Raw genomic sequence first — 17,751 nt, forward strand, 5'->3', positions numbered from 1 at the left:
AAGGACCTTGCCAGTTTGGCAGGTGACGGGGACGATGCAAGCAATGGTCCAGCCCCGGACCCTGTCACGCACGCATACGTGACTCGACGATCCCGAGGGCCTCGCGGAACGCCGCCTCGGCATCGAGCTCGGTCGTGTCGAGCAGGATGGCATCGCTCGCCATCTTCAGCGGGGCGTTCGGACGGCCTTGGTCACGGGCGTCGCGGCGCTGAATGTCGGCCAGAACGTCGGCGAAATCGGAAGGCTCACCGGATTGCGCGAGCTCCCGCTGCCGGCGTCGGGCCCGCTCCTCGGGGGTCGCCGTGACGTAGAACTTGAGATCCGCCTCGGGGCAGACGACCGTGCCGATGTCGCGCCCGTCGAGCACGGCACCGCCCTCCTGGCCGGCGAAGCGGCGCTGGAAGCCGAGAAGCGTCTCGCGCACCCCCGCAAAGGCCGACACGATGGATGCCGCCTCGCCCATGTCCCGGCTTCTGAGCCGCGGATCGTCGAGCCCGGCGAGATCGAGCGACCCGGCCGCCCGGGTGGCGATGTCCGGGTCCGACAGAGGCTCGCGCCGGTCCAGCAGGTCGCGCGCCACCGCCCGGTAGAGCAGGCCGGTATCGAGGTGCGGCCGCCCGAGATGGCGCGCGAGGCGCCGTGCAAGCGTCCCCTTGCCCGACGCCGCCGGGCCGTCGATCGCGATGATCATCAGGCCAGCTCGCCACCGATCGCGCGCATCAGGGGCGCGAAGCTCGGGAAGCTCGTCGCAATCATGGTCGCGTCGTCGGCCGTCACCCCCTCTTTCGCGGCAAGCCCCATGACCAGGAACGCCATCGCGATGCGGTGATCGAGATGCGTGGCGACCAGCCCCCCGCCGGGAACCGGCCCGCCGCATCCGTGCACCGTCAGGTCATCGCCGATGACCTCGGTTCGGACCCCGTTCACGGCCAGCCCATCGGCAACGGCCGCGAGGCGATCGCATTCCTTGACCCTGAGCTCCTCGAGGCCCCGCATCACGGTGGGGCCCGTGGCGAAGGCCGCCGCAACGGCCAGCACCGGGTATTCGTCGATCATGGACGGCGCGCGCTCGGGCGGCACTTCCACGCCCACCAGAGGTCCATAGGACGCCCGGATATCCGCGACCGTCTCGCCCCCGATATCGCGTTCGTCCAGGAACTCGATCGCCGCGCCCATCTCGAGAAGTGTCGTGATGAGGCCCGTCCGCAGCGGGTTCATCATCACGTTCTCGATGATGATCTCGGACCCGGGCGTGACCAGGGCCGCGACGAGCGGGAACGCCGCGGAGGACGGATCCGCCGGCACCAGGACGTCGGCACCCCGGAGATCGGGTTGCCCCTGGAGAGCGATGCGGCGCCCTGCCCCGCTCTCTTCCACCGTGAGGGTCGCGCCGAAATGGGAGAGCATCCGCTCCGTGTGGTCGCGCGTCGCCTGGCGTTCGATCACGGTCGTGATGCCGGGCGAGTTGAGGCCGGCAAGCAGCACCGCCGACTTGATCTGGGCGGAGGGAGCCGGAGTCTCGTAGGTGATCGGGATCGTCTCGCGGGGTCCCCGCAGGGTCAGCGGCACGCGCCCGCCGGGCGCCTCGGACACGACCTGCGTACCCATCTGCACGAGCGGATCGAGAATGCGCCGCATCGGCCGCGACCGAAGCGATTCATCGCCGTCGAAGGTGGTGGTGATCGGGTGGGAGCCGGCAACGCCCATCATCAGGCGGGAGCCGGTCCCGGCATTGCCGAAATCCAGCACGTCCGCCGGCTGGGCGAGGCCGCCGATCCCCGCCCCGATGACGCGCCAGCGCCCCTCGCCCTCGCGCGTCACCCTCGCGCCGAGCGCTTCCACAGCCTTGGCCGTGTTCACCACGTCCTCGGATTCGAGCAGATTCCCGATCGATGTCTCGCCGCGGGACAGCAGGCCGAAGATCATCGCGCGGTGCGAGATGGATTTGTCGCCCGGCACCCGCACTCGCCCACGCAGGGGGGAGCCGGGTCGCGATGCGAGAGGGGAAGGAGCGGGATGAGACCGGGACACGATACTTTAGCGCTGTCGGAAGAACGGGCCGTGGGTAGCACGCGGCCCCCCGCGCGTCATCCGCGCTTGAAAAGCGCCCGCACCACAACGAATTGACAGGGCAAAGCTCCGCGACTAACGGGGCCGTTCTCACCCAGCGGAAAACTTGCACGTGGCTAGACCAGAGCTCGGCACGAAGCGCGTCTGTCCGACGACCGGCCGTAAATTCTACGATCTCAATCGCGACCCGATCGTGTCGCCCTACACGGGCGAGGTCGTCCCGCGCTCGGCATTCGAGCTGGCCACGAAGCCGGCGGCCGGCACGCGCGCCCGTCCGGACGAGGACGAGGACGAGACGGAAGCTGCCGCCGGCGGCGCGGAGATCATCTCGCTCGAGGACGTGGCCGAGGGCGAGGACGCTGCGGCAACGGCCGAGGACGATGTCACGCTCGAGGACGAGGGTGGCTCCGATGACGCCTTCCTCGAGGAGGAAGAGGAAGGTGGCGACGACGTCACGGACCTGATCGATGGCGACATTGAGGAAGAGGAAGAGAGCTAACTTCCGCTTCGGTGCGATTGGGCCTTGAACTAGGCTCCGCCGGGCCATATAGGAGGCGCCGCTGCTTCGGCGGCGCCCGCGGCTTCCCAGCGCCGCGGACGTGATTGGGGCCATAGCTCAGTTGGGAGAGCGCGTGAATGGCATTCACGAGGTCGGCGGTTCGATCCCGCCTGGCTCCACCACTTCGACGGTTTCGACCGGAACTCCATCCAAGCTCAGCATCCAAGCCGCCAGGTAGGCCGAGCCGCATCATCCGGCTGTCCGCCCGGCGCGATCATTGTGGCCGATGAGCCGCGGCGTTTCAGAAGCTTCGTCCAGCCGGTCGACCTCCGAGTTCGGCGCGAACGGCTTCGCATCTCGACAGACCCGAACGGGCTGGTCTGGCCCGTCCACGCCTCCCCCTACCGTTCTCCGTAGGCCCGGCTATGCTGGGGAGAGGTTCCCTGGATTTGGGGCAGCCCGCCCTCGCCTCGTGAGCGCAACACGTGCCAAAGGCCTTCAGGAGAGCCATTTGGCGTAACCCCGCTGCTCACCGGCCCGTCACCCTGAAGGCCCTCCACGAGGCTCTCTGCCTCATCTAGGAGTCCCCCTGGACGTGAAAGCTTTGATGCGCCTGTTCAGCAAGAGCCCGGCATCTTCCATGAAACTCACGCAGCGGTTCACCGAGGTCTACGAGAAGAACGCCTGGGGTGATCCCGAGAGCGTCTCCGGATGGGGTTCCCGTAAGGACTCGCCCTCGGTTCACGCCTCCCTGGAAGCTCTCGCCTACGTCGTGGAGACCTACAAGGTCAGGTCGATGGTCGACATCCCCTGCGGGGATTTCAACTGGATGCCCGGCTTCCTGGCGAACCACCCCATCGATTATCGGGGCTTCGACATCGTCCCGGCCCTCGTCCAGAAGAACAGGACCGACAACCCGGGCCACTCCTTCGAGGTCCTGGACGTGACCTCGCAGGTCCCGCCCGCGGCCGACCTGATCTTCTGCAAGGATCTCTTCAACCACCTTTCCCTTCCCGACGTCGCCCAGGCGCTGGCCAATATGAAGGCCTCGGACACCCGGTACCTCCTCGCCTCGAACAACTTCGGGCACCAGAACGCGGAGTTGTCGGGAGAGCATGGCGGAGAGACGAGACACCTCGACATCACGGCCCCGCCGTTCAACTGGAAGCGCACGCTGTGGGCCACCAACTATCTCGGCCTGTGGGATCTGAAGGACGTCGCCTAGTCTCAGGCACAGGCTTCGGTCTGGAGAGCGCGCCTCCCACCAGGGACGCCCTCCGGCGGAAAACCGCTCCTGCTCCTTCACTTCTCCCGGAAGGCGAGCTGCGCCTGATCTCGCAGGGGCTTGAGAAGATACGACAGGATCGTCCTGTCGCTCGTGCGGATGAAGGCGCTGACGGGCATCCCGGGGACGAGCCGGGCCTCGCCAAGCTTCTTCACTTCCTGCGACGGCAGCGCGATCCGGACGAGAAAGAAGCTCATGCCCGTCCGCTTGTCCTCGGTGACATCCGCCGAGATCCGGACGACTTCCCCGTCGAGCTCGGGCGTGCTGCGCTGGTTGAAGCTCGTGAAGCGCAGCGCGGCCGGTTGCCCGATCCTGACCTGGTCGATGTCCTGCGGAGCGATGCGCACCTCGACCACGAGCGCGTCGCCCTGGGGAACGATGAGCATGAGCTGCTCGCCCTCGGTGACGACGCCGCCATGCGTGTGAACCGCAAGCTCGTGCACGATCCCGGCCTGCGGCGCGCGGATGTCGATGCGGCGGAGCTGGTCCTCGGCCGTGACCTTCTGCTCGACGAGGGTCGAGAGCTTCGCGCGGATCTCCGCTAGCTCCTTTGCGACCTCGCTGCGCATGTTCTGATCGAGCTGGATGATCTGAAGCTCCGTCTCGGAGATCTTGCCGCGGGCCTGCGCCTCGGCCGCGACGAGCTGCCCTCGCTCGCCGCTCAGCCGCGCCTGCTCTCGTTCGAGCGCCGTCACCCGCGTGATCTGGATCAGCTTCTTGTCCCATAGCTCACGGACGCCGGCATATTCCTTGGCGACGAGCTCCAGTTCCTGCGCCTTGGCGGCACCCTGTTCCTGGAGCCCCTTGATCTCCTCGCGAAGCTGCACGATGCGCTCCCGGAGCTGAGCCTTCTGTCCGGAGAGTGCCTCGCGGCGCAGGCCGAACAGGCGGGCCTCGCCGGAGACGATCCGGGCGATGTCGGGATCCTGCCTGGCGGCGTCGCCGAGTTCGCTCGAGACCGCCACATCGTCCAGGCCATCCCGTTCCGCCTCCAGCCGCGCCCGTCGCGCCCAGAGCTCCCAGATCGCCTTGGTCACGGCATCGAGGTTCGCCTTGGCGGTGGTCGCGTCGAGGCGCAGGAGCAGATCGCCCGCCCGGACCCGGCTGCCATCCTGAACGAAGAGCTCGCTGACGACGCCTCCCGTCGGGTGCTGGACCTTCTTGACGCTGGACTCGACCACGAGCGAGCCCGCAGCCACGATCGCTCCCGAAAGCTCGACAGTCGCTCCCGCGATGGCGGCGCCGCAGAGCAGCACTGCCCCGCCCAGCATCAGGGCGAGATGGCGACCGACAGAGCGAAGGGTTTTTGTCGAGGGAGTATCCATCAAGCGCTCCTCGCCGCAGCCGGTTCGCCGGCTTCCGACGGGACGGTGGTAGGGCGGGACGGTCCGATCAGGCGGGGCAGTATCTCCGCACGCGGGCCAAAGGCCTGTGCCTGGCCCTCGTTCAGGACGAGAATCGTGTCGACGGCCGCCAGGGCGCTCGGGCGATGCGCAATCACCACCGCGATGCCGCCGCGCGCGCGAACGGCCTGGATGGCCGCCGTGAGGGCGCGCTCCCCTTCGGCATCGAGGTTCGAATTCGGCTCGTCCAGCACGACGACGAATGGGTCGCCATAAAGCGCCCGCGCGAGCCCGATCCGCTGCCGCTGACCGCCGGAAAGGCGCGCACCGCCTTCGCCGACTTCCGTGTCGTAGCCGTTCGCGAGCCGCAGGATCACGTCGTGGACGCCCGCGACCTTGGCGGCGGATACGAGGGCCGCGTGGTCCGGGGCTGCGGCGAAGCGGGCGATGTTCTGCGCGACCGTTCCACGGAGGAGCTCGACTTCCTGGGGCAGGTACCCGACCGCGGCTCCGAGCGCGTCCGGTTCCCACTGGTCGAGGGTCGCGCCATCCAGCCGGACCACGCCGCGCGCCGGGCGCCATACACCGACGAGCGCGCGCGCCAGCGAGGATTTTCCCGAACCGCTGGGCCCGATGACCCCGAGCGCGCTCCCCGCCTCGACCGCGAAGCTGAGATTGTGGACGATGAGCGCATCCGTGCCGGGCGGCGCGAGCGAGACGTTGGTGAGCCGCAGGCTCCTGGTCGGCGCCGGAAGGGGTGTGCGGTCCGTCTCCCCTCTCGCCTGCGCGAGCCAGTCCTGCAGCCGAAACCAGCTCTGGCGCGCACCGACGAAGCCGCGCCAATTCGCGATCGTCTGGTCGAGGGGCGCAAGGGCCCGCGTCGACAGGATGGTGGCGGCCAGCATCACGCCGGGCGTCGCCTGTTCCTCGATGACGAGGAAGGCTCCGAGGGCGAGGATGGCGGATTGAAGGACGGTCCGGAGGAAGCGGGACAGGCCGGAAAACCCGCCCGCCACGTCGCTCCCCTGGGCGAGGCGGTCGAGGTAGCCGTCGTTCTCGCGTGCCCATAGCCCGGCCATGCAGCGGCGCATGCCGAGGGCATGGATGAGCTCGGCGTTTCGGCAGGCCGTCTCGGCGAGAGCCTGCCGGGTGGCGGCCGCGGTCACCACCGCCTCCGCCGGAGCCCGGCTCAGCCGGTCGGTCAGCCAGGTCACGGCCGTCAGCAGCAGGGCGCCCACCGTCACGGCGACGCCGATCAGGGGATGGAACAGGAAGCAAACGGCCAGGTAGATCGGCATCCAGGGGAGGTCGAACGCGGCCGTGATCCCGCTGCTCCCCAGGAAGCCGCGGAGCGTGTCCAGGTCGCGCAGGGCCTGCAGGCTGCGGACCGTGTCGCGTTTCTCGGCGGCCGTCGCCACCACGCTCCGAAACAGCCGGCTCGCGAGACGCTCGTCCACCACGCGGCCGATCCGGCCCAAGGCTCGCGAGCGCAGCACCTCGAGCAGGCCCTGGATGGCGAACAGGACAAGGGCGAGCAGACCGAGCCCGACGAGGGTCGGGATGCTGCGGCTCGGGAGGACCCGGTCATAGACCTGCAGCATGAAGAGCGGGCCCGTCAGCATGAGGATGTTGATCAGCCCGCTGACGAGCCCGATCGCCATGAGGGCGCTTCTGCAGGGTTGGAGGACATCCGCCAGCGTGACCTGACCGACCGCGTCCCGCCTGGGCTGCTGCTTCATGGATCCTGTGGGTTGCGGGCGCGGACCCCGCGAGACTGGGGGAACAGGAGGGAGCCCGGGGCGCAGGAGCGCCCCGGGCCCGTGCGGGTCAGAGGCCGAGACCCGAGAGCAGCGAGCCGCCCTGCGCGCCTGCATGAGCGTCGTGATCGGCGACGATCGCCAGATCCAGGATGCCCAGATCGAGGCCGAGGCCCGTGTCCAGCGATGCGGGCTCGGCAGAGGCGAGCGAGAGCGGCGCCGTGTCGAGCAGGGCGCCGACGAGCGAGTCCGCGCCTGCCCCGCCCAGCGACTGGAAGCTGAGCTGGTCGCCTGCGAGCAGCGAGACGTCGACGGCCGTCGGCTGGCTCGTGTCGATTGCGTTGACCTCGATCGACGACGGCGAGCTGTCGCCGGAGGACAGGAGGTTCGCCCCCACCACGGAGGCGAGCCCATCTCCGCCGATATCGGCCGCGACGAGCGGCTCGGCCGTGTCGCCCGCCCCGCCGCCGAGCAGCCCGGACAGGAGGCCGCCACCGTTTCCGAGCAATCCGCCCACGTCGATCGGCGCGTCCCCGCCGAGGAGCCCGCCCGTGAGGCCGGAGACGGTGTCGGTCAGCCCGTCGGCCGCCGGCCCGGAGCCCCCGACCAGGCCCCCGACAAGGGACACGGTGCTCGTCACGATGCCACCGGCCGCCTCGAGCGTGTCTCCGGCGTTGTCGAGGACCGAATCGAGACTGCCCCCGACGTCATCGCCGCCCAGGACGGCGCCCGGCACGGCGAGCACGGACGTGAGCAGGTTGGAATCACCGTCCGGCCCCTCCGTCCCGAGATGACCAAGGCCGGTCGACTCGATCGTGTCCGTCACTGCGCCCAGCACCCCGCCGAGGGGCGTGTTCCCGCCGATCGCGCCGACCGTGTCGGTGATGCCCAGCACGGCGCCGTTGACGGCCCCGGTGATCGATCCGAGACCAACACCATCCGCAAGGGACACCTCGCCGAGCGAATCGGCCACGTCCCCGGTCGCCCTGATGACGCCGCCGACGGATCCGATCACGGAGCCGAGCCCGCCGATACCGACCGCCGAGCCCAGCTCGGAGACGAGGTTCCCTGTCCCGTCCAGCACGTGGCCGAGCTCGGTGAAGACCGGCCCGATCGCGCCGCCGATCGGGGCACCCGACAGAATGATCCCCGGCGCCCCCGTCACGGCGCCCAGGACGCCTCCGTCACCGGCCGATGGGCTCAGTCCCACCTCGTTGACTACGCCGGCGAGCGCGCCGCCGATCCCGCCGAGCCCCGCTTCCGCGCCGGGCTGGAAGATCGGGCTCAGAATGGGACCAGCCGTCCCGGTGCCGGGGCTCGCCCCACCGCCGGAGGAAGGAGCCTCGCCCGTGACAGGGCCCGCCCCGTCGCCGGGGGAAGCGCCCTGGCCGGGGGCGGTCCCTCCTCCCGCGTCGGCGACCGGACCGCCGACGCCGGGAGCGGTTCCGCCGCCGCCCGGCGAAGGCGCTTCAGCCGTCCCGTCGCCGGGGGCGGGGGCACCGGCAACGGGCGCGCCTGTCCCGGGCGTGCCGTCGATCGGGATGGGCTGGCCGCCCGGATCGGCTCCTCCGGCATCTCCACCGCCAGCGCTCGGGCCGGGATCGCTGACCTCCTGGACCGGCGCGCCGTTACCAGCGTTCTGGCCTGCCCCCTCCGTGCCGGCCTGCGAACCGATCCCGGGCTGACCGGAGAGGTCCGGAGAACCGCCGCCATCCGCTGGCGCGGCAGGTTCGGGAGTCGAGTTGACGGGACCAAGGCCTCCAAGTTGATTAGTAGATGATGCTTGCTCGGCAGGCGCGGTGTTGGCGCCGCCAAGCATCTCCTGATTACGATTGTCATACCCACCGTAATCGTTTCTTCCGTAATATATCTTGCCAGGTTGTGCCATCGGAACAGACCTATCGGATGTGGCTGGGATAGACGGACAACATCCGGGCATTCGGGTTGTTTTCGACAGATAGAATGCGCGCGATCCGTATCGTTAACGGACGCTTGATGAGGTCCGGCGGCTTTTCCCCTTTTTCATGAATTCCGAAGGCCGTCAGGAGCGCGTTCTCTCGGACGGGAGGGCGCGGGCATACGAATGATGCCCCGGCCGGGAAAGCGCTCGATTGAGGACCAAGCGCGTCGGTACAGTTTCCGCGCCGAACCGTCCGAGCTCTCACACGTTCAGCATCCGTCCTCATCGGACGTTCCTCCCAGACTTGGCCCCGGCTAGCCCAGCTTGCCGGGGCTTTTTCTTCCGATCGACCGGGAGGTGGCGCGGCCGCATTGCAGGGGATCGAGCAAGGGTTCGTTCAACCTACAAGCAACCAGAAAGCGGTCTCTCACCGGCTTGAACGAAGCGGAAAGGTGGGGGGGATCATCTGACAGATGAGCTGACACCGCCGGGCGTCCATGGGTCTCATCGCAAGATTGTTTCGCGACACGCGGGGTGGAGTGGCCCTCATCATGGGTCTCTCCGCTCCGGCGGTGGTGCTCGGCGTCGCAGCTTCCGTGGAATATGGGAACATCGCCCTGCGGCGCACGCAGCTCCAGAACGCCGCGGACAACGCCGCCCTGCGGGCCGCCAACGAACTCGCGCTCGTCAGTTCCGACACCTACATCCAGAATCTCGCGGTGGAAGCCGCCTTCGACGCGGCGCGCGCCACCGACCCGAAAATCACCCGCGTCCGGGCCGAGATCCAGAACCGGCGCTCCTGGGTGAAGGTCGAGATCACGGAAACGGTGAAGAGCGTCATCGGCAGGGCGCTGACCCTGCCATCCTCCGAAGTGAGCGTCAGCGCGACCGGCCAGGTCGTGGGGACCAGCCGCATCTGCCTGCTCGCGCTCGATACGAAGGCGAGGGAGACGCTCCACCTCCACAAGGGCGCCCGGGTCACGGCGGAGGGCTGCGCCCTCTATACGAATTCCAGCGCGCGTAGCGCGGCGAAGATCGAGGACAACGCGAATGTGACGGCGTCGCTGCTCTGCTCGGCAGGTGGAGTCGAGGTGAAGTCGGCGACGATCAACGCCGAGCAGATGACCGATTGTCCTGCCAAGGCCGACCCTCTCGCCGCGCGCACGCCCCCGACCGTCTCGGGTTGCGACCACACCAACCGCGTCGTCGATGGCAGCAAGACGCCGACCTTGAGCCTCATGCCCGGCCGGTATTGCGGCGGTCTGAAGATTACGAAGGGTGCACAAGTCACCCTGATGGCGGGGATCTACACGATCGATGACGGGCCGCTGAAGGTGGAGAATGCTTCGATCCGGGGCGAATATGTCGGCTTCTACTTCACGGGTGATGCCGGCGGCCTCGTTTTCGATCCCAAGAGCACGATCGACCTCTCGGCCCCGAAGGACGGCCCCATGGCCGGGCTCCTGTTCTTCGAGAACCGTACGGTGAGCAATCCGCTCGAACCCTTGCTGGACCTGCTGTCCCCGGTACCGCCGCCTCCGCTGGGCTCGACGCCCATGCGCACCTACCGGATCGTGAGCGACAACGCCCGCAACCTGCTCGGCACCATCTACCTGCCGGCCGGCCGTCTCGTGATCGATGCCAAGAAACCCGTCGCGGACCGCTCCGCCTACACGATCATCGTGGCCAAGCAGGTCGAGCTGTTCGACGGCCCGAACCTCTACCTGAACACCAACTACTCCGCGACGGACATCCCCGTCCCGAAAGGGGTAGGCCCGAAGACTGAGAGGAGCATCAGCCTTGTCCAGTGACCTGTCCAAGAGGTTAACCGGACGTTAACCATAGGCGGGCGAGCGAACGGGAAGAGGAGAATCCCCCCATGGCCCCGAATGAAGAAATCGCCGGCACCAACGAGACCCTGACGCCGCTGGTCCGGCAGCTCGCGAACCAGCTCCGTGCGACCCGCTCCGGCTCTGCCGTGGCCAAGTCCTTCCCCGAACGGGAAGCCGCCACGCGGCCGGCGCTGAAAGCCATCGTCGATGCGATCGCGCAGGCCGCTGCGCGACACGAGGCGCGCCAGGAAGCCATCGCAGCGCTCGAGAACCGGCTCCAGCAAACCGAGGCCATGCTGGAGGCGCAGACGGCCCGGCTTTCGGAGACCGAGGGAAAGCTTCGCGCCTCGCAGGACGAAGCCCGCCGGGAGCGGACGCGGGCCGAAGACCTGCAGCGGCGCTCGACCGAGCTCCTCGACAAGACGCAGGCCATGCTGACCGAGGCAGGCGAGCGCCTCTCGGCCGCCGAGGCGCGCGCCGACAGCGCCGAGGGCGATCTCGAGTACCTGAAGGACTTCGTGCGGGAGCACCTCGGCTCCTGACCTCGTCGCGAGAAGCGCCCCGTGCGGGGCGCCCCCCTCGCGTTCAGAGGAGGACAAGCGCGAGGGCGATCCCGATATTCGTGAGCTGGTGGAGGAGCTGGTCGAAGCCGAACAGCCACCAGTAGCGGGCGTCGTGCGGGCTCCAGCGGCCCCAGCGCCCCAGGAGCGTCTTGCCCCGGTCCACGGCGAAGTGGATGCCGAAATCCACCAGGGCCAGCCACCACAGGTGCGGCGCCACGATGAGGGCGATCACGAGCGTGGCGACGGCGTGGACGGCGACATGCGTCAGAAGCGGAACCACCCAGGTCTTGTGGCAGTCCTTTCCGCGCGCGATCCAGCCCGTCTGCAGCACGAAATCCGCCAGGAAATGCTTGACGGCGAATACGGCAGTGAGCCCCGCCACGGCCCAGCCCGGCCCCCAATGGCTCGCCTGCCCGATCATGCTGCGTCCGCAACTCCGAACCGCATCGACCTATGCCGGGTCATGCGGGCACAAGGAAGAGTGAGTGAGGGCCGAGCCACGGCTGTAAGTGCGCTGCCACACAACATGCGAAGATAACCAGAGCCGCTGGCCTGCCACGTCCTGGGAAGGCTCCAGCGAGCGGTGGATCAGCCGTTCATCGCCGCCCAGACTTCCCGGTCGCGCTCGGCCGTCCAGATGACGGGATCATCGATCCCGGAGGCTTCGTCATAGGCGCGCGCGACATTGAAGGGCTGGCAATGCTCGTAGATGGCGTAGGACGAAAACTTGGGGTCCATGACCTCGCGGGCCGCCGCGAAAGTCTCCCTGAGGGTGAGGCCCCGTGCCACCGACATCTCCGCCACCCCATAGAGGGTGGTCACGAAATCGCGCGTGAGGGCGATGGCCTCGGTCACCGTGCGGGCGCCGAGCAGCGCATCCCCCCGGCCCGGCACGATCGCGGTCGGGTTGAAGTCGCGGATCGCATCGAGCGTGCGGGGCCATTGGCGCAGCTTGGCGTCGCCGCAATAGCAGGCGGAGTGATATTCCACGAGGTCGCCCGTGAACATGACGCCGGCATCAGGCACCCAGGCGACGATGTCGCCCGACGTGTGCCCGGCCCCGAGCTGCATGAGCTGGACCTCGCGCTTGCCGAGATGGATGGACATCCGACCCGAGAAGGTGAGGCTCGGCCAGGTGAGGCCCGGGATGCTCTCTGCATCCCGAAAGAGCCTCGGAAACCGGCCGTATTCCGAATCCCAGTCCTGCTGGCCGCGTTCGGCGATCAGCCGGTAGGTCTCGCCCGAGGCGACGACGCCCTGCGCGCCATAGGCCGAGGCGCCGAGGACCCGCACCGCGTGGTAGTGAGACAGCACCACATAGCGGATCGGCTTGTCGGTGACGCTTCTCACCCGCTCGATCACGGTCTGCGCCATCGCGGGCGTCGCCTGCGCGTCGAAGACGATGCAGCCGTCATCGCCCACGATGACGCCCGAGTTAGGATCCCCTTCGGCCGTGAAGGCGAAGAGATCCCGGCCGATCTCGGCGAACGTGATCTTCTTGTCCGAGAGGTCCGAGGTCGACGCGAACGCCTTCGTCATGGGCGATTCCCTCCCGCTTGAGTCATCCGTGGCGCGTCGCTTATCGGCTCAAGCGTCGAGGTCAACACCGGGACGGCTTTCCCGAACCGGCGCGCCGGTCCGCGAAGCCAGCAGCCCGCCGGCCGCTGCCCACGGGGAACCCCGCCCGACCTTTGGCCGGGCGGGGCGGTCCGCCGCATCACTGACGGGGGCGCGTGCTGGCGCCAAGCCTGGCATGACGGCCCGTTGGTTGACGGGAGGTTAACGAAGCGGGAGGCGCCTCGCCCGCTACCCCACGCCCTCCGGCCAGAACCGCGGGTTGGGAACCGCCCAGAGCCGCGGCTGCGAGACCTCCATGACGACGACCCCGCTGCCGGCGAGGTACGCCTCGAGACTGAAATTGAGAAACTCGGAGCCCGCAGGACAGAGCATCGGTTCGGTGACGAACCACAGGCTCCGGCCGTTCATGCTCCCGTCCGCGACCGGCTCGGTCGCGCTCCGGTTGCTCGTGGCTTCGGAGGCCTGAAAGAGGTCGGCCCCCGTCGAGGTCGCGCGCGGTCGCAAGAACAGCCCGAGGTCCTGGAGGTGCTCGGCGCCGCTTTCGACGAAGACGCGAAGCATCGCCCGCACCCAGATCCCGGCCAGCCCAGGGGTGGACAAGGAACTCGCCGAGGTGCCGGGAAAGTCGGTGAAGAGCCACCGGGCGACGTCGCCCGTCGCCGAGGCGAGACTGATCGTGCTTCGAATCGCGTTTCCGGCGCCCGGATCCGCCACGATGCTGTTGGCGAAGCCCGTGATCGCGGCTCCCCCGAGCGTGCTGGCCCGAACCTTGTCGGGAAGCGCGCCGGACGCGCCGAGCCCGGCGACACCGGCAGACCCCGCCAGGAGGCCGTTCGAGAAGAGGTTCCCGGGTGCGCCGGAGCTCACGAGATGGCCGGAGCCGGACTCGATCGTCCTTGCGAAGACCTCCTGCGCCGCGGCGGACCAGAGCCAGCACCCCAAGGGGGTGAGGTGCAGCCCGTCCTCCGACACGCCGGCACGCGCCGCCCTGACCGGCGAGGCGGGGTCCTCCAGATAAGGCCCGGAATCGATCAGCTCGGCGCCGAACTTGTCGCAGAGCGCCGGCAGGGCCGCGTTGAATTCGAGCCTCTTGCGGAAGAAGGGATCACCGGGCGGCAGCGCGCTGCCGTTATTCGCCGTTCCGGCATGGGCCCGCGGATTGAGGGTGGCCACGTAGCACGCCACGCCCGCCGCCTTGAGGGGCCGAAGGAACAGGTCTTCATACTTCGCCAGGAGCGCCGGGACCTTCTCGGGGCCGTTCAGGTCGTTCTGCCCGAGTTGGAGCAGGCAGGCGCCGTATCCACGCGCAATGATCGTCCCGACGAGCTCGGCCTGCTGCGTCATGCCCGAGCCGGACTTGCCGAAATTGGCGCCGGACATCTTGCGGCCGAGCGGGTCCGCGAGATCGAACCAGTTGGTGAAGTCGAACCGCGGATCGCGCATCCGGGCGTAGGTCAGGCCACCGGAGGCCTGGCCGGAAATCATGGGAGGCGAGGTGCTGTACGCGCCGGTATTGCGTTCGATGGACGAGGAGCCGAGCGCGGCAAGCTTCACGCCTGCGGGCAGCAGGAACTTCGCGCCGCGCTGCAGGGCCCGATGGGCCGGCGTGCCGCGGAAAGGTGCGGAGAGAACGGCCGCCATCTCACGCCTCCGCCACGGTGAAGGGCTGTCCGGAAGCGGGGCCACAAACCGAGATCGCCCCGGCGGGCACCACCTTGTCGAACGCGAAGGCGCCTCCCGGGCCGACCTGGACGGATCCGGCTCCGGTCGAGGCCGCCCCGCCGGCCGAGAACCAGAAGCTGCGCGTTTCGTCGGGATTGGCGATGAGGAGGAATCGGCGGCCCGGATTGGCGGGACAGGCCTGCTGAGCGACGCCGGACGCGCTCAGGGTGCCCGAGCGGTCGACCAGCGCGGCGCCGCCCGAATCCGCCGGGGCGGAGACGTCCGACGCCAGGATGGCCGCGATGGACTGGCCGGGCAGCACGTGAACCAGCTGGGCACGACCAGGCAGCAGCAGAAGGCGGGGCTCCGCGTCCGGGTCCGGCGCCAGTCCGACGTCGGCGTAGATCGCGCTCTCGACCGCCAAGAGGCGCGCAAAGACGGTTCCCTGGCCGGTCGGCACTGGGAGGCGATCTTCCGGGGCGGTCGCGACCGACCCGACCTCCAGGGTGGCGGAACCGAGCGGCGTCGCGGCCAGGCAGTCGATCTGCCCCCCGAGCCGCCCTCGGCCGCTTCCGAGCGCATGGAATTCGACACGCAGCTTGGGCATGGTTTCTCCTCGATGGCTGGATGGGCGTGCAGGACGGCGCGGCTCGCGCCGGGGCGGCGCGAGCGGGAAGGCGCGAATTGTGGGAATGGGCTGCCCCGGCCGGCGATTTTGCCAGCCCGGAATGCGGCAGCAGACTAGGTCTATATTCTCAGAACGTCACGCTGTCAAGCAGCGTCAGGCGGTTCCGTGATACTGCCGGTACCAGTCGACGAAGAGCCGGATGCCCCGGTCGATGCCGGTGGCGGGCGGGCGGCCATACAATTCCGAGAACGTCGCGACATCGGACGAGGTCATGACGACGTCACCGCGAGGTAGTGGCGTGGAATTGCGAAGTGCTTTTCGGCGCAGCGCGGCCTCGATCAGCCCGATGACGTGGTTCAGCTCGGTCGGGCGGTCGCCCCCGATATTGAGCAGCCGGAACGGCGCGATCGTGCTCCTGTCGGGCCCGGTCTCGCCGGCGCTCCTGGCCGGCGCGGGCCCGTTCAGGACCCGCATCACCGCCTCGAGCGCATCGTCGATGAAGGTGAAGTCGCGCCAGACCTTGCCGTCCGCCGCAACCTCGATCGGCTCGCCGCGCGAGATCTGCTCCGTGAAGCGATAGATCGCCATGTCGGGCCGCCCCCACGGCCCGTAGACCGTGAAGAAGCGGAGCCCTGTCGTGGGCAGCCCGAAGAGATGGGCATAGGAATGCGCCATCAGCTCATTGGCGCGCTTGGTGGCCGCATAGAGGCTGATCGGGTGGTCGACCGGGTCGCCCTCGGCGAAGGGCATCTTCGTGTTGCCGCCATAGACCGAGCTCGACGAGGCGTAGACGAGATGCTCCACGCCCGCGTGGCGGCAAGCTTCGAGGACGCTCAGGAAAGCGCCGAGATTCGCGCCCGCATAGACATGGGGATGCGTCAGGGCGTAGCGCACGCCCGGCTGTGCCGCGAGGTGGATGACGCGACGAAACCCGTGCTGCCCGAACAGCGCGCGCGTCCCCTCCGCATCCGCGAGGTCCAGGCGGATGCCGGTGAAGCCGGGCCGGCTCTCCAGCTGTGAGAAGCGCGCCTGCTTCAGCCCGGGATCGTAATAACCCGAGAAGGAATCGACCCCGACGACCGTGGCTCCCTCGTCGAGCAGGCGCCGGGCGACATGAAAGCCGATGAAGCCGGCCGAGCCGGTGACGAGGATGGGCGCGGCCAAGTCCGGAACCTAGTCGCGTGGCGGAGCGGCCTCGGGCCGTCCGATGCTGACATAGCGGAAGCCGTGCCGCCGCATGTCGTCCGGCACATACACGTTGCGCAGATCCACCAAGACCGGGGCGGCCAGGATCTTGCGCAGCCGCGCGAGATCGAGCGCCCGGAAGGCATCCCACTCCGTCACGAGGACGAGCGCATCCGCGCCCTTGGCGCAGGAATACGCGTCGTTGGCGTACTCGACGTCGGTGAGGACCTTCCTTGCCTGATCCATCCCCTCGGGATCGAAGGCGCGGATTCGTGCGCCCGCATCCTGCAGGGCAGAGATGATCGCGCAGGAAGGGGCATCGCGCATGTCGTCGGTGTTCGGCTTGAAGGTGAGGCCGAGCACCCCGATCAGCTTGCCGCGGACGGAGCCGTCGCAGGCGGCGATGATCTTGCGGGCCATGGCGCGCTTGCGCTGGTCGTTGACGGACACGACCGTCTCGACGAGCCGGACCGGCGCACCGTGGTCCTGCGCCGTCTTCATGAGCGCGAGCGTGTCCTTCGGGAAGCAGGAGCCGCCATATCCGGGGCCCGCGTGCAGGAACTTCGACCCGATCCGGTTGTCGAGCCCAATGCCGCGCGCGACCTCCTGCACGTTCGCCCCCACCTGCTCGCAGAGATCCGCGATCTCGTTGATGAAGGTGATCTTCGTGGCCAGGAAGGCATTCGCGGCGTATTTCGTGAGTTCGGCCGTGCGCCGGCCGGTGACCAGGATGGGCGCCTGGTTCAGGTAGAGCGGGCGGTAGAGGTCACTGACGACGCTCGCCCCCTTCTCGTCGTTTGCCCCGATGACGATGCGGTCGGGCCGCTTGAAGTCCAGGATGGCAGCGCCTTCCCGGAGAAACTCGGGGTTCGACACGACCGAGAACTCGGCATCGGGCCTCATCTCGCGGATGATCCGTTCCACCTCGTCGCCCGTGCCGACGGGCACGGTCGATTTCGTCACCACGACCGTGAACCCGTCCATGGCGGCCGCGATCTCGCGGGCAGCCGCGTAGACGAACGAGAGATCCGCGAAGCCGTCGCCGCGGCGCGACGGCGTGCCGACCGCGATGAACACCGCGTCCGCGCGCTGCACGCCCAGCGCGAGGTCGGTCGTGAAGGACAGGCGGCCCGCCTCGGCGTTCGTCTGTACGAGGGCATCGAGCCCGGGCTCGAAGATCGGGATCCTCCCCGCCTTCAGGGCCGCGACCTTGTCGGCATCCTTGTCGATGCACACGACCTCGTGGCCGAAATCGGCGAAGCACGCCCCCGACACGAGCCCGACATAGCCGGACCCCACCATTGCGACCCGCACGCTGCACCTCCACCGAAGCCCGACGCTTTTCGTACGGGATGCCCGGGCGATGAACGAAAAGCAATTCCGGCCTAGGGGCAACGGTCAACCGGGGTAGCGAAGCCGGGCGGCTGAACGAAACTCCTCGATCCGGCG

Annotated in this window: 15 protein-coding genes and 1 tRNA gene; 5 read left to right on the forward strand and 11 right to left on the reverse strand. The window is 68.6% G+C overall.

Annotated features, from left to right (window positions below; translation table 11 throughout):
* Positions 1-64 precede the first annotated feature (64 nt).
* Entirely contained in the window at positions 65-691 is a 627-nt protein-coding gene (cmk, locus tag ACO2SS_RS17145) for a (d)CMP kinase (RefSeq protein ID WP_423278974.1), read from the reverse strand.
* Entirely contained in the window at positions 691-2,031 is a 1,341-nt protein-coding gene (gene aroA, locus ACO2SS_RS17150) for a 3-phosphoshikimate 1-carboxyvinyltransferase (protein WP_423278975.1), read from the reverse strand. The genes cmk and aroA overlap by 1 nt, the downstream gene beginning before the upstream one ends.
* Positions 2,032-2,182: 151 nt before the next feature.
* On the opposite strand from aroA, the gene ACO2SS_RS17155 reads away from it, so the two are divergent.
* The 3 genes from ACO2SS_RS17155 to ACO2SS_RS17165 all read left to right on the forward strand — a co-directional run bounded on the left by ACO2SS_RS17155 (position 2,183) and on the right by ACO2SS_RS17165 (position 3,794).
* Positions 2,183-2,569, forward strand: a complete 387-nt coding sequence (locus tag ACO2SS_RS17155; protein ID WP_423278976.1) for a TIGR02300 family protein — start codon at positions 2,183-2,185, stop codon at positions 2,567-2,569.
* A 106-nt stretch (positions 2,570-2,675) separates the two neighbouring features.
* A tRNA-Ala gene (locus tag ACO2SS_RS17160) sits at positions 2,676-2,751 on the forward strand.
* 458 nt (positions 2,752-3,209) lie between these two features.
* Positions 3,210-3,794, forward strand: coding sequence for a class I SAM-dependent methyltransferase (locus tag ACO2SS_RS17165; RefSeq protein ID WP_423278977.1), 585 nt, complete (start codon positions 3,210-3,212; stop codon positions 3,792-3,794).
* Positions 3,795-3,871: 77 nt separating this feature from the next.
* Here the strand turns inward: ACO2SS_RS17165 and ACO2SS_RS17170 are convergent, their stop codons facing one another.
* The 3 genes from ACO2SS_RS17170 to ACO2SS_RS17180 all read right to left on the reverse strand — a co-directional run bounded on the left by ACO2SS_RS17170 (position 3,872) and on the right by ACO2SS_RS17180 (position 8,842).
* Positions 3,872-5,179, reverse strand: a complete 1,308-nt coding sequence (locus ACO2SS_RS17170) for an HlyD family type I secretion periplasmic adaptor subunit (RefSeq protein WP_423278978.1) — start codon at positions 5,177-5,179, stop codon at positions 3,872-3,874.
* Entirely contained in the window at positions 5,179-6,936 is a 1,758-nt protein-coding gene (locus ACO2SS_RS17175) for a type I secretion system permease/ATPase (RefSeq protein WP_423278979.1), read from the reverse strand. Before ACO2SS_RS17175 ends, ACO2SS_RS17170 begins: the two co-directional genes overlap by 1 nt.
* Positions 6,937-7,024: 88 nt before the next feature.
* Complete coding sequence (locus ACO2SS_RS17180; protein ID WP_423278980.1) at positions 7,025-8,842, reverse strand: hypothetical protein; 1,818 nt, start codon at positions 8,840-8,842, stop codon at positions 7,025-7,027.
* A gap of 509 nt (positions 8,843-9,351) precedes the next feature.
* Here ACO2SS_RS17180 and ACO2SS_RS17185 point away from each other — a divergent pair.
* Both ACO2SS_RS17185 and ACO2SS_RS17190 read left to right on the forward strand, forming a co-directional pair.
* The gene (locus ACO2SS_RS17185; protein WP_423278981.1) at positions 9,352-10,665 is read left to right on the forward strand and encodes a TadE/TadG family type IV pilus assembly protein; all 1,314 of its coding nucleotides are present in this window, start codon (positions 9,352-9,354) and stop codon (positions 10,663-10,665) included.
* Positions 10,666-10,733: 68 nt separating this feature from the next.
* On the forward strand, positions 10,734-11,228 hold the full coding sequence (locus ACO2SS_RS17190) for a hypothetical protein (RefSeq protein ID WP_423278982.1): 495 nt from the start codon (positions 10,734-10,736) through the stop codon (positions 11,226-11,228).
* A gap of 43 nt (positions 11,229-11,271) precedes the next feature.
* On the opposite strand, the gene ACO2SS_RS17195 is transcribed toward ACO2SS_RS17190, so the two are convergent.
* The 6 genes from ACO2SS_RS17195 to ACO2SS_RS17220 form a co-directional block, all read right to left on the reverse strand.
* The gene (locus ACO2SS_RS17195) at positions 11,272-11,670 is read right to left on the reverse strand and encodes a DUF3307 domain-containing protein (RefSeq protein ID WP_423278983.1); all 399 of its coding nucleotides are present in this window, start codon (positions 11,668-11,670) and stop codon (positions 11,272-11,274) included.
* Positions 11,671-11,837: 167 nt separating this feature from the next.
* On the reverse strand, positions 11,838-12,788 hold the full coding sequence (locus ACO2SS_RS17200) for an MBL fold metallo-hydrolase (protein WP_423278984.1): 951 nt from the start codon (positions 12,786-12,788) through the stop codon (positions 11,838-11,840).
* A 267-nt stretch (positions 12,789-13,055) separates the two neighbouring features.
* Entirely contained in the window at positions 13,056-14,468 is a 1,413-nt protein-coding gene (locus ACO2SS_RS17205) for an SGNH/GDSL hydrolase family protein (protein WP_423278985.1), read from the reverse strand.
* 1 nt (position 14,469) lies between these two features.
* Positions 14,470-15,096: a hypothetical protein gene (locus ACO2SS_RS17210; RefSeq protein ID WP_423278986.1), complete on the reverse strand. Its 627-nt coding sequence runs from the start codon at positions 15,094-15,096 to the stop codon at positions 14,470-14,472.
* Between the two features lie 174 nt (positions 15,097-15,270).
* Positions 15,271-16,281 (reverse strand): NAD-dependent epimerase/dehydratase family protein, encoded by a 1,011-nt coding sequence (locus ACO2SS_RS17215; RefSeq protein WP_423278987.1) that lies wholly within the window; start codon positions 16,279-16,281, stop codon positions 15,271-15,273.
* Between the two features lie 9 nt (positions 16,282-16,290).
* Positions 16,291-17,616 (reverse strand): UDP-glucose dehydrogenase family protein, encoded by a 1,326-nt coding sequence (locus ACO2SS_RS17220; RefSeq protein ID WP_423278988.1) that lies wholly within the window; start codon positions 17,614-17,616, stop codon positions 16,291-16,293.
* Between the last annotated feature and the right edge of the window lie 135 nt (positions 17,617-17,751).

It is taken from the genome of Enterovirga sp. CN4-39, from assembly GCF_049446235.1.
Taxonomy (GTDB): domain Bacteria; phylum Pseudomonadota; class Alphaproteobacteria; order Rhizobiales; family Beijerinckiaceae; genus Enterovirga.